The 14648-nt window shown below is 65.8% G+C and carries 14 protein-coding genes; 12 read left to right on the top strand and 2 right to left on the bottom strand.

The annotated features are described in order from the left end of the window. The first annotated feature begins 42 nt into the window (after positions 1 to 42). From oxc to ACEN9N_RS20465, 11 genes are all read left to right on the top strand, one after another. Positions 43 to 1875, top strand: coding sequence for an oxalyl-CoA decarboxylase (gene oxc / locus ACEN9N_RS20515; protein ID WP_413314351.1), 1833 nt, complete (start codon positions 43 to 45; stop codon positions 1873 to 1875). A 28-nt stretch (positions 1876 to 1903) separates the two neighbouring features. After that, entirely contained in the window at positions 1904 to 3178 is a 1275-nt protein-coding gene (gene frc, locus ACEN9N_RS20510; RefSeq protein ID WP_495654408.1) for a formyl-CoA transferase, read from the top strand. A gap of 160 nt (positions 3179 to 3338) precedes the next feature. After that, on the top strand, positions 3339 to 3785 hold the full coding sequence (locus tag ACEN9N_RS20505; RefSeq protein WP_413314350.1) for a PAS domain-containing protein: 447 nt from the start codon (positions 3339 to 3341) through the stop codon (positions 3783 to 3785). Next, positions 3782 to 5029, top strand: coding sequence for a formyl-CoA transferase (gene frc, locus ACEN9N_RS20500; RefSeq protein ID WP_007834167.1), 1248 nt, complete (start codon positions 3782 to 3784; stop codon positions 5027 to 5029). The genes ACEN9N_RS20505 and frc (ACEN9N_RS20500) overlap by 4 nt, the downstream gene beginning before the upstream one ends. Positions 5030 to 5227: 198 nt before the next feature. Next, on the top strand, positions 5228 to 5545 hold the full coding sequence (locus tag ACEN9N_RS20495) for an HAD family hydrolase (RefSeq protein WP_495654407.1): 318 nt from the start codon (positions 5228 to 5230) through the stop codon (positions 5543 to 5545). A gap of 35 nt (positions 5546 to 5580) precedes the next feature. Beyond that, positions 5581 to 6753 carry an ADP-forming succinate--CoA ligase subunit beta gene (gene sucC, locus ACEN9N_RS20490; RefSeq protein ID WP_007834170.1) on the top strand — a complete coding sequence of 391 codons (1173 nt, stop codon included), beginning with the start codon at positions 5581 to 5583 and terminating at the stop codon, positions 6751 to 6753. A 326-nt stretch (positions 6754 to 7079) separates the two neighbouring features. After that, on the top strand, positions 7080 to 7979 hold the full coding sequence (sucD, locus tag ACEN9N_RS20485; protein ID WP_495654406.1) for a succinate--CoA ligase subunit alpha: 900 nt from the start codon (positions 7080 to 7082) through the stop codon (positions 7977 to 7979). Between the two features lie 48 nt (positions 7980 to 8027). Then, a complete protein-coding gene (locus ACEN9N_RS20480; protein WP_413314347.1) occupies positions 8028 to 8804 on the top strand; it encodes a fumarylacetoacetate hydrolase family protein in 777 nt (258 codons plus the stop codon). 52 nt (positions 8805 to 8856) lie between these two features. Continuing rightward, positions 8857 to 9873, top strand: a complete 1017-nt coding sequence (locus ACEN9N_RS20475) for a 2-dehydropantoate 2-reductase (protein WP_007834176.1) — start codon at positions 8857 to 8859, stop codon at positions 9871 to 9873. Next, positions 9870 to 11291: a pyruvate kinase gene (pyk, locus tag ACEN9N_RS20470; RefSeq protein WP_413314346.1), complete on the top strand. Its 1422-nt coding sequence runs from the start codon at positions 9870 to 9872 to the stop codon at positions 11289 to 11291. Before ACEN9N_RS20475 ends, pyk begins: the two co-directional genes overlap by 4 nt. Positions 11292 to 11356: 65 nt before the next feature. Further along, entirely contained in the window at positions 11357 to 12304 is a 948-nt protein-coding gene (locus ACEN9N_RS20465; protein ID WP_007834180.1) for a LysR family transcriptional regulator, read from the top strand. 42 nt (positions 12305 to 12346) lie between these two features. On the opposite strand, the gene ACEN9N_RS20460 is transcribed toward ACEN9N_RS20465, so the two are convergent. Continuing rightward, positions 12347 to 12508 (bottom strand): hypothetical protein, encoded by a 162-nt coding sequence (locus tag ACEN9N_RS20460; RefSeq protein WP_007834182.1) that lies wholly within the window; start codon positions 12506 to 12508, stop codon positions 12347 to 12349. Beyond that, entirely contained in the window at positions 12505 to 12813 is a 309-nt protein-coding gene (locus ACEN9N_RS20455) for a hypothetical protein (RefSeq protein ID WP_413314345.1), read from the bottom strand. Before ACEN9N_RS20455 ends, ACEN9N_RS20460 begins: the two co-directional genes overlap by 4 nt. 374 nt (positions 12814 to 13187) lie before the next feature. Here ACEN9N_RS20455 and oxlT point away from each other — a divergent pair, with 374 nt between their 5' ends. After that, complete coding sequence (oxlT, locus tag ACEN9N_RS20450) at positions 13188 to 14480, top strand: oxalate/formate MFS antiporter (RefSeq protein WP_495656409.1); 1293 nt, start codon at positions 13188 to 13190, stop codon at positions 14478 to 14480. Positions 14481 to 14648: the final 168 nt, after the last annotated feature.

Raw genomic sequence — 14648 nt, 5'->3', positions numbered from 1 at the left:
GCGGCTCGGGCCTTGGCCATTCACCCATGCAGAAGGAGAGACATGTCTTCAGTCAGAACAGAGAAAGAGGCAGCCACCACGCTGGAAGATGCCCTCAAGCCCACGAAAAGCCGCGATGCTGACGGCGAAGCGGTGGTCCGCGCCTTCAAGGGTGGCGCGACCGAAGACAGCGCGCCGGCGGCCGAGACCATCGACGGCTTTCACCTGGTCATCGATGCGCTCAAGCTCAACGACATCGACACCATCTTCGGCCTGCCCGGCATCCCGATCACGGACCTCACGCGCATGGCACAGGCCGAAGGCCTGCGCGTCATCTCCTTCCGCCACGAGCAGCACGCCGGCAATGCCGCCGCCGCCGCCGGCTTCCTCACGCAGAAGCCCGGCATCTGCCTGACCGTGTCGGCCCCCGGCTTCCTCAACGGCCTGACCGCGCTGGCCAACGCCACCACCAACTGCTTCCCGATGATCCTCATCAGCGGCTCCAGCGAGCGCGAGATCGTCGACCTGCAGCAGGGCGACTACGAGGAGATGGACCAGCTGGCCATCGCCAAGCCGCTGTGCAAGGCGGCCTTCCGCGTGCTGCATGCCGAGGACATCGGCGTGGGCATTGCGCGCGCCATCCGCGCGGCGCTGTCGGGCCGCCCTGGCGGCGTGTACCTCGACCTGCCGGCCAAGCTGTTCGCGCAGACGATGGACGCCGCAGCCGGCAAGAAGTCGCTGATCAAGGTGGTCGACCCCGCACCGCGCCAGATCCCCGCGCCCGACGCCGTGAAGCGCGCGCTCGACCTGCTCAAGGGCGCCAAGCGGCCGCTGATCCTGCTCGGTAAGGGCGCCGCCTACGCGCAGGCCGATGCCGACATCCGTGCGCTGGTCGAGAAGACGGGTATTCCCTATCTGCCGATGTCGATGGCCAAGGGCCTGCTGCCCGACACCCACGTGCAGTCGGCCGCGGCAGCGCGCTCCTACGTGCTGCAGGAAGCCGACGTGGTGCTGCTGGTCGGCGCGCGCCTCAACTGGCTGCTCTCGCACGGCAAGGGCAAGACCTGGGCGCAGGACAAGGGCGCCAAGAAGTTCATCCAGATCGACATCGCGCCGACCGAGATCGACAGCAACGTCGCCATCGAGGCGCCGGTGATCGGCGACATCGGCTCCTGCGTGGCCGCGCTGCTGGCCGGCATCGATGCCAAGTGGGCCAAGCCCCCGGTCGAGTGGACCGGCGCCATCGCCGAGCGCAAGGACAAGAACCTCTCGAAGATGGCCGCGACGCTGGCTGCGCGGCCCTCGCCGATGAACTTCCAGAGCGCGCTCAGCGTGATCCGCGACCAGGTGAAGGCGCGGCCCGATGCCATCGTCGTCAACGAGGGCGCCAACACGCTGGACTTCGCGCGCAGCATCGTCGACATGTACGAGCCGCGCAAGCGCCTCGACGTGGGCACCTGGGGGATCATGGGCATCGGCATGGGCTTCTCCGTGGCCGCGGCGGTGGTCACCGGCAAGCCGGTGATCGCCATCGAGGGCGACAGCGCCTTCGGCTTCAGCGGCATGGAGGTGGAAACCATCTGCCGCTACAACCTGCCGGTGTGCGTCGTCGTCTTCAACAACAACGGCGTCTACCGCGGCACCGACGTGAACCCCAGCGGCACGCCCGACGTGGCGCCCACCGTGTTCGTGAAGAACGCGCGCTACGACAAGCTGATGGAAGCCTTTGGCGGCGTGGGCGTGCACGCCACCACCGCCGACGAGCTGCAGAAGGCCCTGGCCGAGGCCGTCGCCTCCGGCCGGCCGACCCTGATCAACGCCGTCATCGACGAAACCGCGGGCACGGAAAGCGGGCGCATCACGAGCCTGAACCCCAGCACGGCGAAGAAGAAGTAACTCAATTCCATCCAAGGAGATACCCCAAATGAGCAGCATCAAACCCCTCAACGGCATCAAGATCATCGACTTCACGCACGTGCAGGCCGGTCCTGCCTGCACGCAGATGCTGGCCTGGTTCGGCGCCGACGTGATCAAGGTCGAGCGCCCGGGCGCCGGCGACGTCACCCGCAGCCAGCTGCGCGACATTCCGAACGTCGACGCGCTGTACTTCACCATGCTCAACAGCAACAAGCGCTCGATCACGCTGGACACGAAGAAGCCCGAGGGCAAGATCGTGCTGGAAAAGCTGATCCGCGAATCCGACGTGCTGGTGGAAAACTTCGGTCCCGGGGCGCTGGACCGCATGGGCTTCACCTGGGAACGCCTCCAGGAGCTGAACCCGAAGATGATCGTCGCCTCGGTCAAGGGCTTCAGCGAAGGCCACCACTACGAGGACCTGAAGGTGTACGAGAACGTGGCGCAGTGCGCCGGCGGCTCCGCCTCCACCACCGGCTGGTGGAAGGGCGAGAACTCGGTGCCGACGATCTCGGCGGCCGCTCTGGGCGACTCCAACACCGGCATGCACCTGGCCATCGGCATCCTGACCGCCATCATCGGCCGCCAGCAGACCGGCAAGGGCCAGAAGGTGGCCTGCTCGATGCAGGATGCCGTGCTCAACCTGTGCCGCGTGAAGATGCGCGACCAGCAGCGCCTGGACAGCGTGGGCTACCTCGAGGAATACCCGCAGTACCCGCACGAGATGGGCGCATTCGCCGACAAGGTCGTGCCGCGCGGCGGCAATGCCGGCGGCGGCGGCCAGCCCGGCTGGATCCTGAAGTGCAAGGGCTGGCAGACCGACCCCAACGCCTACATCTACTTCACGGTGCAGGGCCACGCCTGGGAGCCGATCTGCGAGGCGCTGGGCAAGCCCGAATGGAAGACCGACCCCGACTACATGACGGCCAAGGCCCGCCAGCCGCACATCGAGCAGATCTTCGCCACCATCGAGGACTTCATCAAGGACAAGACCAAGTTCGAGGCCGTGGACATCTTCCGCAAGTACGACATTCCCTGCGCCCCGGTGCTGTCGATGAAGGAACTGCTGCATGACGAATCGCTGCGCAAGAGCGGCTCGATCGTCGAAGTTCCGCACAAGGAGCGCGGCAGCTACTGGACCATCGGCAGCCCGATCAAGTTCTCGGACCTCAAGCCCGAAGTCACCGCCTCGCCCTTGCTGGGCGAGCACACCGACCAGGTGCTGGCGGAGCTGGGCTACACCCAGCAGCAGATCGACAACCTGAAGGAATCAAAAGCCGTGTAGTTGGCTCACCCCCAGGCTTGCCCACTTCGTGTGGCAGCGCCCACCCCCTTCGAGGGGGCGACACCTGCGGCCCGGCGGAGCCGGTTCCGCGGTGTCTCTGGAAGGGAGGCGGCATCGCAGAGGTCTGGGGTCTGATCGAAATGAAGCGCCAGGGGTAAACATGCAAGCGAACATCGATTTCAAGCAGCTCGTCGAAGGCGCTGGCGATGCCATCATGGTGTGCGACGCACAGGGCGCGATCACGCTGTGGAACCGTGCTGCCGAGCGCATCTTCGGGTTCACCGAGGCCGAGGCGCTCGGCCAGTCGCTCGACCTGATCATTCCCCAGCGGCAGCGCCAGCGGCACTGGGACGGCTACCACAAGACGATGGACACCGGCATCACCAAGTACGGTGCCGACCTGCTGCGCGTGCCGGCGCTGCACAAGGACGGGCACACGCTGTCGATCGCCTTCACGGTGTCGATGCTGTTCTCCGCCGATCACGAGGTCACGGGGATCGTCGCCATCGTGCGGGATGAATCCGTCCGCTTTGCGGAGGAGCGCAAATTGCGCGCCCGTCTGGTAGAAGTCGAAGCCGCGATGGTCAAAGAAGGAGACAGTCAATGAGCAAGGCACTCGAAGGCGTTCGGATCCTCGACTTCACCCACGTGCAGTCGGGCCCCACCTGCACCCAGCTGCTGGCGTGGTTCGGCGCCGACGTGATCAAGGTCGAGCGGGCAGGCGAAGGCGATGCCACGCGCGGCCAGCTGCGCGACATTCCCGGCGCGGACAGCTTGTACTTCACGATGCTGAACCACAACAAGCGCTCGATCACGCTGGACACCAAGAACCCCAAGGGCAAGGAGGTTCTCGACAGCCTGATCAAGACCTGCGACGTGCTGGTCGAGAACTTCGCGCCCGGCGCGCTCGACCGCATGGGCATCACCTGGGCCCACATCCAGAAGATCAACCCGCGCATGATCGTCGCTTCGGTCAAGGGCTTCGGGCCCGGCAAGTACGAGCACTGCAAGGTCTATGAGAACGTGGCCCAGTGCGCCGGCGGCGCAGCCTCGACCACCGGCTTCGAAGACGGCCCGCCGCTGGTGACCGGCGCGCAGATCGGCGACAGCGGCACCGGCCTGCACCTCGCGCTCGGCATCCTTGCCGCACTGTTCCAGCGCAACTCTTCCGGCCGCGGCCAGCAGGTGCTCGCACCGATGCAGGACGCCGTGCTCAACCTGTGCCGCGTGAAGATGCGCGACCAGCAGCGGCTGGAGCGCACCGGCACCATGCACGAATATCCGCAGTACCCCGACGGCAAGTTCGGCGACGCCGTGCCGCGCGCGGGCAATGCCTCGGGCGGCGGCCAGCCGGGCTCGATCCTCAAGTGCAAGGGCTGGGAGACCGACCCCAACGCATACATCTACTTCATCACGCAGGCGGCCGTGTGGCCTGCGGTGTGCAAGGTGATCGGCGAGGAGGGCTGGATCACCGACGAGGCCTACGCCACGCCGGCCGCGCGCCTGCTGCACCTGAAGCCGATCTTCGCGCGCATCGAGAAGTGGACCATGACCAAGGACAAGTTCGAGGCCATGGAGATCCTCAACGAGTACGACATTCCCTGCGGGCCGATCCTCTCGATGAAGGAAATCGCCGAGGACGAGTCCCTGCGCGAGACCGGCACCATCGTCGAGGTCGACCACCCGGTGCGCGGCAAGTACCTGACGGTGGGCAACCCCATCAAGATGTCCGACAGCCCGACGGTGGTGACGCGCTCGCCGCTGCTCGGCGAACACACCGAAGAAGTGCTGCGGCAGCTCGGCTACGGCGCGGACGACCTGGCGACCCTGCGGGCCGAACGCGTGATCTGAGGCGCGGCGCAGGCCCGCCAACCTGATTTGCGAGAGCGCCGCCTGCGGGGGCGCGGAAGGCCCGTGGGCGCGTGTATTCCTGGCCTCAATCTATAACTCTTGATGAATGATTTCTATAAATTAGTTTAATTTTTATTTATTCATCACCGGTCCTAAATTTGAATCCGCCGAGTCCGGCATCAATTCAAGGAGAAGGTCATGGAAAAGCATTTGCCCGTTCAAGACTGGCGCGACGAAATCGAGCGCAATGCCTATAACGCAGCATTTTTCGAATTGGGACTGCGCTGGCATTGGGACGGCGAAACCTACGGCCGCCTGATGGACCTGAGCCAGAACGCCAGCGAGCGGATCGGCCATTACCTGAAGACCCATCAGCCGCACCTCCTGAGGGCGTACGACGCCGAATTCTTGGCGGTGGCCATCGAGCAGAAGAAGGAAATCCACAGAAAGCGGGAAATGGCTTCGTCGAGTTATTTCAATTGGGCTGAAAGCCACGGCGTCGAGCTTGGTGCCTGAAATAAATCAATTCAATCCAGCAGTCGATCCCGGCCATGAACATCCACGAATACCAGGGTAAAGACGTCCTGCGCCACTACGGCGTGGCAACGCCCCGCGGATTCGTCTGCCGCTCGCCCGACGAGGCGGCGGATGCGGCTACCCGGCTCGGTGGCCGGGCCTGGGTGGTCAAGGCGCAGATTCATGCGGGCGGCCGGGGCAAGGGCGGCGGCGTGAAGCCCGCATGGTCCGTCGCCGAAGTGCGGCGGCATGCGGACCAGATGCTCGGCATGACGCTGAAGACCCACCAGACCGGGCCCGAAGGCCGCGTGGTGAAGCAGCTGCTGGTCGAGGAGAGCGTCGAGATCGACAAGGAGCTGTACCTCGGCTTCGTGGTCGACCGCAATTCGCAGCGCGTGGCATTGATGGCCTCGAGCGAAGGCGGCATGGACATCGAGGAGGTGGCCGCGCGCACGCCCGGGAAGATCCACAAGCTCTTCATAGATCCGGACGCCGGCCTGCGCATTGCCGAGGCCGACGGCATCGCGCGCCGCATCGGCATCGACGAGCGTTCGGTGGTGCAGGCGCGCGTGTTCATGCAGAACCTCTACCAGGCCTTCGATGCCAGCGACGCGTCGCTGGCCGAGATCAACCCGCTGGTGCTGACCCGCGACGGCCGCGTGATGGCGCTCGACGCGAAGTTCGACTTCGACGCCAACGCCCTGTTCCGCCAGCCCGGGATCGCCGCGATGCGCGACTTCGACGAGGAAGACCCGGTGGAGGTCGAAGCCTCGAAGTTCGACCTCTCGTACATCGCGCTCGACGGCGACATCGGCTGCCTCGTCAATGGCGCCGGCCTTGCGATGGCGACGATGGACGCGATCAAGCTCTACGGCGGAATGCCCGCCAATTTTCTCGACGTGGGCGGTGGTGCGACAGCCGAAAAGGTGACCGAAGCCTTCAAGCTGATGTTGCGCAACCCGAAGCTCAAGGCCGTGCTGGTCAACATCTTCGGCGGCATCATGAAATGCGATGTCATTGCGCACGGCGTGGTTGCCGCAGCGCGCGAAACCGGGCTCACCGTGCCGCTGATCGTGCGCATGAAGGGCACCAACGAGGACCTGGGCCGGACCATCCTCGCGCAATCGGGCCTGTCGATCATCAACACCGACGACATGGCCGAGGCGGCGCAGCGGGCCATCGGGGCTGCTCGGAACTGGGAGCGCTAGGAAATGAGCTCCTGTCTCTTGATGCGATGCATTTCGGGGTGCGATCACGCCGACGGGGTGCCTTGCTCCGCGAATGTCCCCCGCCCTTCGGGCTCCTCCTTTATTTCGCTGCGCAAGGCACCCCATCGACGTGATCGTTGTTCAGGGCAGTCGTTGATCGGCGAGCACCGGCAGCATGTCCTCGTGCGCAGGGCGTCGGGTGACTCACGCAGCGAAATAAAGGAGGAGGCCGCAGGCCGGGGGACATTCGCGGAGGGAGTTACCCGATGGCCTGCGCACGCACCCCGAAACAGGAACGCAGGCAAACGCACGATGGAACCCCTGAAATGTCCATCCTGATCAACAAGCACACCCGCGTGATCACGCAGGGCATCACCGGCAAGACCGGCAGCTTCCACACGGCCCAGTGCCTCGAATACGGCAACGGCCGGCACTGCTTCGTCGCGGGCGTGAACCCGCTGAAGGCAGGCGATGCGCTGGCCGGCATTCCGATCTTCGGCACCGTGAAAGAGGCCAAGGCCTGCACCGGCGCCACCGTCTCCGTGATCTACGTGCCACCACCTTTCGCCGCAGCGGCCATCGACGAAGCGGTCGATGCCGAGCTCGACCTCGTCATCTGCATCACCGAAGGCATTCCGGTGCGCGACATGATCCGCACGCGCCATCGCATGCAGGGCCGCAAGACGCTGCTGCTCGGCCCTAACTGTCCCGGCCTCATCACGCCGGGCGAAATCAAGATCGGCATCATGCCGGGCCACATTCACCAGCGCGGCCGCATCGGCGTGGTCTCGCGCTCGGGCACGCTCACCTACGAGGCCGCGAGCCAGCTCGCGAGCTTCGGCATCGGGCAGTCGACCGTGGTCGGTATCGGCGGCGATCCGGTCGGCGGGCTGCGGCACATCGACGTGCTGCGGATGTTCAACGACGACCCGCGCACCGACGCCGTGATCATGGTCGGCGAAATCGGCGGCGATGCCGAGGAGCAATGCGCGTACTGGATCCGCGACCACATGCGCAAGCCCGTCGTCGGCTTCATCGCGGGCGCCAGTGCGCCGCCCGGCAAGCGCATGGGCCATGCGGGCGCCATCGTTTCCGGCGGCCGCGGCACCGCCGAGGAAAAGCTCGCGGTGATGAAGGAATGCGGCATCCACGTCACGCGCAATCCGGCGGAGATGGGAAAGCTGCTCGCCTCGCTCGTGATCCCCGACTACCTGCCGTTCGACTGACTGACTGACGGCCGACCCGAATCCTCCATCCAGAAAGCAGACGACAACATGCAGCAAGAACAGACGAAATGGGCCCGCTTCGAACACGCCGGCGGCATCGGCTTCGGCACGCTCGAAGGCGATGCGGTGCACGAGCGCCGGGGCGACATGTTCGGCAGTTCCGAGCCCACGGGCCGCGTGTTTGCGCTGGCGGGGCTCCAGCTGCTCACGCCCACCGAGCCGACCAAGGTGATCGCGCTGTGGAACAACTTCCATGCGCTCGGCGCCAAGCTGGGCCTGCCGGTGCCGGCGGAGCCGCTGTACCTGCTGAAGACGCCCAACTCCTACCTCGCGCCCGGCGCACCGATCCGCAAGCCGCTGTGCGACGGCAAGGTGGTGTTCGAGGGCGAGCTCGGCATCGTGATCGGCAAGACCGCCGCCGCCGTCTCCGAAGCCGATGCGCTCGACCATGTGTTCGGCTACACCTGCGCCAACGACGTGACCGTGGCCGACATCCTGAACCGCGACGCCTCGTTCGCGCAGTGGGTGCGCGCCAAGGGCTTCGACACCTTCTGCCCGATGGGCCCGGTTGTGGCCACCGGCCTCGATGCCGCAACGCTCACCGTGACCACGCTGCTCAACGGCGAGGTGCGCCAGAACTATCCGATCAGCGACATGCGCTTCTCGGTGCAGCAACTCGTGAGCCTGATCTCGCAGGACATGACGCTGCACCGCGGCGACGTGATCCTCTGTGGCACATCGGTCGGCGTCGGCTCGATGAAGCCTGGCAGCCTCGTCGAGATCGAGATCGGCGGCATCGGAAAACTCAGCAACCGCTTCGGCTGACAACGCGCATGCCGAAGCGGCCGCGCAAGGAAATCAACTCTTGGGGATCGACATGAAGATTGCAATCATCGGCGCGGGCGCCATCGGCGGACTGGTCGGCGCGAAGCTCGCGCTGGCCGGCGAGGACGTGACGTTCATCGTGCGCGGCGCCAACCTCGAAGCCATCGGCAGGAACGGCATCAAGCTGGTCTCGGCCGAGGGCGAAGAACAGGTGGCGCGCAACGTCAAGGCCACCGACCGCTACGACGAGGCGGGTCCGCAGGACATCGTCGTGCTCGCCATGAAGGCCCACCAGGTCGAGGCGGTGGCGAACGACGTGCCCAAGCTGTTCGGGCCCGACACGGTGGTCGTGACGATGCAGAACGGCATCCCGTATTGGTACTTCCACCAGCACGGCGGCGCGCTCGCAGGCACGCCGGTGCGCAGCGTCGATCCCTCGGGGCTCGTCGCCACGAAGATCCCCGCGCAGCGCGTGATCGGCTGCGTGGTCTACCCGGCCTCGGAGCTGATCGCGCCCGGCGTGGTCAAGCACATCGAAGGCGACCGCTTCCCGGTCGGCGAGCTCGACGGCTCGGCGAGCGAACGCGTGAACCGCGTTGCCGCCTGCTTCACCGGCGCCGGCTTCAAGGCGCCCGTGCTCGACAACATCCGCGCCGAGATCTGGCTCAAGCTCTGGGGCAACCTGACCTTCAACCCGATCAGCAGCCTCTCGCACTCGACGCTGGTCGACATCTGCCAGTACCCGCCCTCGCGCGATCTCGCCGCTGCGATGATGCGTGAGGCGCAGGCCGTCGCGCACAAGCTCGGCATCGAGTTTCGCGTGACGCTCGAAAAGCGCATCGCGGGCGCAGAGAAGGTCGGCAAGCACAAGACCTCGATGCTGCAGGACGTGGAAGCCGGGCGCGCGCCGGAGATCGACGCGCTGGTGGGTGCCGTGGTCGAGCTGGCCCGGCTCACCGAGACCCCGACGCCGCACATCGACACGGTCTACAGCCTGGTCAAGCTGCTCGCGCGGACCATGGAAGACCAGCGCGGCCGCGTCAAGCTCCATGAAATGACGACAGCATGAGACGCACACGCAGCGCAAAGATCGTCGCCACGCTCGGCCCGGCCACCACCGGCGAGCCGGCCATCCGTGCGCTGTTCGAGCGTGGCGTGGACGTGTTCCGGCTCAACTTCAGCCACGGCACGCAGCACGACCATGCGCGGCGGCTCGAAACCATTCGCCGCCTCGAGAAGGAATTCGGCCGGCCCATCGGCATCCTGCTGGACCTGCAGGGGCCGAAGCTGCGGCTGGGCACCTTCGAAGGCGGCCGCGCGCAGCTCGAGGCGGGCGCGCGCTTCCGGCTCGACATGGACAGCAAGACCAGCGGCAGCGCACGCCGCGCGCCGCTGCCGCATCCGGAAATCTTCGCCGCGCTGCAGGAAGGCACCGAGCTGCTGCTCGACGACGGCAAGCTGCGGCTGCGCGTGGACAGTCGCGGCGCCGACTTTGCCGAGACCACGGTGCTGGTCGGCGGGCCGATCTCGGACCGCAAGGGCGTCAACGTGCCCAGCGTGCTGCTGCCGATCTCGCCGCTGACGCCGAAGGACCGCGACGACCTGGCCTTCGGCCTGTCGATCGGTGTCGACTGGGTTGCGCTCTCGTTCGTGCAGCGGCCCGAGGACATCGAGGAGGCGCGCGCCATCATTGGCACGCGCGCCTGGATCATGGCCAAGCTCGAGAAGCCCGCGGCCATCGAGCATCTCGACGCCATCGTCGCGCTGTGCGACGGCATCATGGTGGCGCGCGGCGATCTCGGCGTGGAGCTGCCGCCCGAGCAGGTGCCCGAGCTGCAGCGCCTGATCGTGCGCGCCTGCCGCAAGGGCGGCAAGCCGGTGGTGGTGGCGACGCAGATGCTCGAATCGATGATCGCCTCGCCGGTGCCCACGCGCGCCGAGGTGTCCGACGTCGCGACGGCCATCTACGACGGCGTCGATGCGGTGATGCTCTCGGCCGAATCGGCCTCGGGCAGGTACCCGCTCGAAGCGGTCGCGATGATGGACCGCATCATCGCGCGCGTCGAGGCCGATCCCTCGTACCGTGCGGGCATCGACGCCACGCATGACGCGGCGCTGTCGACCACGGCCGACGCGGTCTGCGCCTCGCTGCGCCAGGTGGCCGCGCTGCTCGCGCCGGCCGCCACCGTGACGTATACCTCCTCGGGCTTCACAAGCCTGCGCGCTGCGCGCGAGCGTCCGGCGGTGCCCATCCTGAGCCTCACGCCCGACACCGCCGCAGCACGCCGCATGGCGATGGTCTGGGGCGTGCATGCGGTGCTCGTCGAGGACGTGCACGATGTGGCCGAGATGATCGAGTGCGCCTGCCGCACGGCGCGCGCCGAGGGTTTTGCGAAGGCGGGCGACGACGTGGTGGTGGTGGCGGGCCTGCCCTTCGGTCAATCGGGCACGACGAACCTGCTGCACGTCGCGCGGATACCCGGCTGAGCGCGCGCCATCGGCGCAGGCGCGCTGTACGATGCCGCTCGACCGCAGCCACCTGTTCTCACCCGATGAAGCATGCGACCCTGCGCCAGTTGAAGGTCTTCGAAGCCGTGGCGCGGCTGCTGAGTTTTTCGCGGGCGGCCGAGGAGCTCCACCTCACGCAGCCCGCCGTCTCCACGCAGGTGCGCAAGCTCGAGGAACACGCCGGCAACGTGCTGTTCGAGCAGTTCGGCAAGAAGATCTACCTCACGCCCGCCGGCACCGAGCTGCTGCAGATCAGCCGCGCCATCATCCAGCAGTTCGAGGCGGCCGAGAACGCGATGATGCAGTTCAAGGGCGTCTCCGGCGGCAAGCTCAACGTGGGCGTGATCAGCGCGGGCGACTACTTCTTTCCGCGCCTGCTGGTCGAGTTCGCGAGCCGGCACCAGGGCGTGACGCTGAACTTCACGGTCCACAACCGCGCGCAGCTGCTGACGCACATCGCCGAGAACCTCACCGACCTTGCGATCATGGTGCGTCCGCCGACCGATCTCGACACCGTCAACCAGCCGTTCGCTCCGCACCCCTACGTGATCGTCGCGGCGCCGGGCCATCCGCTGGTGGGCGTGAAGAAGATCCCGCTCCAGCGGCTGATGCGCGAGCCCTTCGTGGTGCGCGAGAAAGCCTCCGACACCTGGCATTCGATGGAAGACGGCTTCGGCGGCGATCTCAGCGGCATCAACATCGCGATGGAAATCCGCAGCACCGAGACCATCAAGCAGGCCGTGATCGCAGGCATGGGCGTGAGCTTCGTGTCGGCGCACACGGTGAGCCAGGAGCTGCGCGCCGGCAGCCTTTGCGTGCTCGATGTCGAGGGCTTTCCGCTGATGCTCAACTGGTACGTGGTGCACCGTCGCAGCAAGCGCCTGCCGCCGGTGGCGCAGGCCTTCAAGGACTTCCTGCTGAGTGACGGACCGTCGCTGATCGCGCAGATCGTTCCATTCGAAAGCCCCAAAGGCAAAGAGCGCGGCGAGTAACTCGCGCGCGCTCTTCGGGGAGGATCGGTTCGGTGTGGAAGCTCAACGCCGTGCAGCCGGCGAACGCTGCATCAGCGCGGCACGCGCGGCCTTGTAGAAGATCACGATGGGCATGGCGGCGATCAGGTCGCGCAGCGCATCGTTGGCGGTGGACGAAGAGGCGGGAGTGCGCAGGGCGCTGGAATTCAGGGTGGTGTGGCTCATTGAGGGCTCCAAAGGATTGAAACTGAAAGACCGAAGGGATTACCCTGAATTTTAGGGTTTACCCTAGACGAGAGCAAACGCCATTTTCGCGTTTCTTGACCTGGGTCAATTTTTTCGACGACAGGCGGGTTCTTGCACAAGCGTGCAGCGTGGCCATACGAGCGCTTCGCAAAACGGGCCTGCATCAGCGCAACGCGCATCGCGAAAGTCATTGCACGAACCGTCGAAGTTCCGCGAAGACCTTTGCGATCCAGCTGGGCAATTTTTCTTCCATTCACACCATGCCGCGGCATCGCGAGATGCATGTCGGATGCAGCGCAATGCGCGCGTGCGAAGAGGCCTCCTGCTAGGGATATCACGGGGGTCTTGCGAGTCCGCGATTCGTGTGAACTTGACTGAGGTCAAGAGTTTTTGAGTCGCTCCGACCGACAGTCATTCACGCGCAAAACCAGGTGATCTTCATGCGGTGTATCGATGTCAAGGAAGCCTCGTTGCCTGTCGATGCGTACCGATCGCGTGGCGTGTGTGGCGCATGGCGCAGCACCCCGTTTTATTTCCGCTGTTTGCACCGATCGCTCGATTGATTTATCTGCATTCGAAGTCTGTCGGACCTCACCGAAAAACCAAGGACAACACCATGAATCGGCCCACCTCAACGATCGCAGGTTCCACCCCCGCGATGTTCCCTCCATCCGAAACCCATGGCGCCACCGCGAGCCGATCCGAGGCATACCGATGGGGCCAGCTGCTGATCGGCATCGTCTGCATGGCGATGATCGCCAACCTGCAATACGGCTGGACGCTCTTCGTCAATCCGATCGCCGAGAAGCACGGCTGGAGCCGCGCCGCGATCCAGGTAGCGTTCACCATCTTCGTGCTCACCGAGACATGGCTAGTGCCGATCGAAGGCTACCTCGTCGACCGCTTCGGACCGCGTCCCGTGGTGCTGGTGGGCGGCTTGCTGTGCGGCCTCGGCTGGGTGCTCAACTCGGAGGCCGATTCGCTCACGTTGCTCTACATCGCGGCGGCCGTTGGCGGCATCGGCGCGGGCGCGGTCTACGGCACCTGTGTGGGCAATGCGCTCAAGTGGTTCCCTGATCGCCGGGGGCTTGCCGCGGGCATGACCGCCGCGGGCTTCGGCGCGGGCTCGGCGCTCACGATCATCCCGATCTCCGCGATGATCAAGTCGAGCGGCTACGAAGCGGCCTTCCTGTATTTTGGGATCGGGCAGGGACTCATCGTGTTCCTGCTCGCATGGATGCTGACCCGTGCGCCCCACCATGCCAAGGCGTCGAACAGCCGCAACGTGCAGCAGGCAGGCCGCGACTACGCACCTGCCGAGGTGCTGCGCTCGCCCGTGTTCTGGGTGATGTACGCGATGTTCGTGATGGTGGCCGCCGGCGGCCTGATGGCCACGGCGCAGCTCGCGCCGATCGCCAAGGACTTCAAGATCATCGACGTGCCGGTCAACATCATGGGCCTGGTGCTGCCCGCGCTGACCTTCGCGCTCGCCATCGATCGCGTGCTCAACGGCCTCACGCGGCCCTTCTTCGGCTGGGTGTCCGACAAGATCGGCCGCGAGCAGACGATGTTCATCGCCTTCGCGATGGAGTCGGTCGGCATCCTGCTGCTCTACCACTACGGCCAGAACCCGATCCTCTTCGTCGTCCTGACCGGCATCGTGTTCTTCGCCTGGGGCGAGATCTACAGCCTGTTCCCCTCGACCTGCGCCGATACCTTCGGCTCGAGGTATGCGGCATCGAACGCCGGCATGCTCTACACCGCGAAGGGCACCGCCTCGCTGCTGGTGCCGCTGTCGAGCGTGCTCGCCGCCGCCACCGGCAGCTGGCAGGCCGTCTTCATCGCCGCCAGCGTGGTCAATGCGCTGGCGGCGCTGATGGCGTGGTTCGTGTTGCGGCCGATGCGCCGCAGGCACATCGAGGCGAGCCGCGCCACCACCACCATCGAGTAAGCCGTCGGCTCTTCCGATACACGCGGCCCTGCCATGAAGATGGCAGGGCTTTTTGCCGATGGGGCCGCAGGGTTTGTGCGCATTGGCACCGCGCTTGTTTCCGCGGAAATTGACTTGCGTCAAGGCCCCTGTCGCTCGATTCATCGACATTGATACTCAAGCGGATGA

It is taken from the genome of Variovorax sp. Varisp46 (genome assembly GCF_059491885.1).
This window is presented reverse-complemented; position numbering and strand designations above follow the sequence as displayed.

Excerpts from the sequence above, each read along its gene's own strand:
- oxc (WP_413314351.1), top strand. The coding sequence starts at position 43 with ATGTCTTCAGTCAGAACAGAGAAAGAGGCAGCCACCACGCTGGAAGAT.
- frc (WP_495654408.1), top strand. The coding sequence starts at position 1,904 with ATGAGCAGCATCAAACCCCTCAACGGCATCAAGATCATCGACTTCACG.
- ACEN9N_RS20505 (WP_413314350.1), top strand. The coding sequence starts at position 3,339 with ATGCAAGCGAACATCGATTTCAAGCAGCTCGTCGAAGGCGCTGGCGAT.
- frc (WP_007834167.1), top strand. The coding sequence starts at position 3,782 with ATGAGCAAGGCACTCGAAGGCGTTCGGATCCTCGACTTCACCCACGTG.
- ACEN9N_RS20495 (WP_495654407.1), top strand. The coding sequence starts at position 5,228 with ATGGAAAAGCATTTGCCCGTTCAAGACTGGCGCGACGAAATCGAGCGC.
- sucC (WP_007834170.1), top strand. The coding sequence starts at position 5,581 with ATGAACATCCACGAATACCAGGGTAAAGACGTCCTGCGCCACTACGGC.
- sucD (WP_495654406.1), top strand. The coding sequence starts at position 7,080 with ATGTCCATCCTGATCAACAAGCACACCCGCGTGATCACGCAGGGCATC.
- ACEN9N_RS20480 (WP_413314347.1), top strand. The coding sequence starts at position 8,028 with ATGCAGCAAGAACAGACGAAATGGGCCCGCTTCGAACACGCCGGCGGC.
- ACEN9N_RS20475 (WP_007834176.1), top strand. The coding sequence starts at position 8,857 with ATGAAGATTGCAATCATCGGCGCGGGCGCCATCGGCGGACTGGTCGGC.
- pyk (WP_413314346.1), top strand. The coding sequence starts at position 9,870 with ATGAGACGCACACGCAGCGCAAAGATCGTCGCCACGCTCGGCCCGGCC.
- ACEN9N_RS20465 (WP_007834180.1), top strand. The coding sequence starts at position 11,357 with ATGAAGCATGCGACCCTGCGCCAGTTGAAGGTCTTCGAAGCCGTGGCG.
- ACEN9N_RS20460 (WP_007834182.1), bottom strand. The coding sequence starts at position 12,508 with ATGAGCCACACCACCCTGAATTCCAGCGCCCTGCGCACTCCCGCCTCT.
- ACEN9N_RS20455 (WP_413314345.1), bottom strand. The coding sequence starts at position 12,813 with ATGCATCTCGCGATGCCGCGGCATGGTGTGAATGGAAGAAAAATTGCC.
- oxlT (WP_495656409.1), top strand. The coding sequence starts at position 13,188 with ATGTTCCCTCCATCCGAAACCCATGGCGCCACCGCGAGCCGATCCGAG.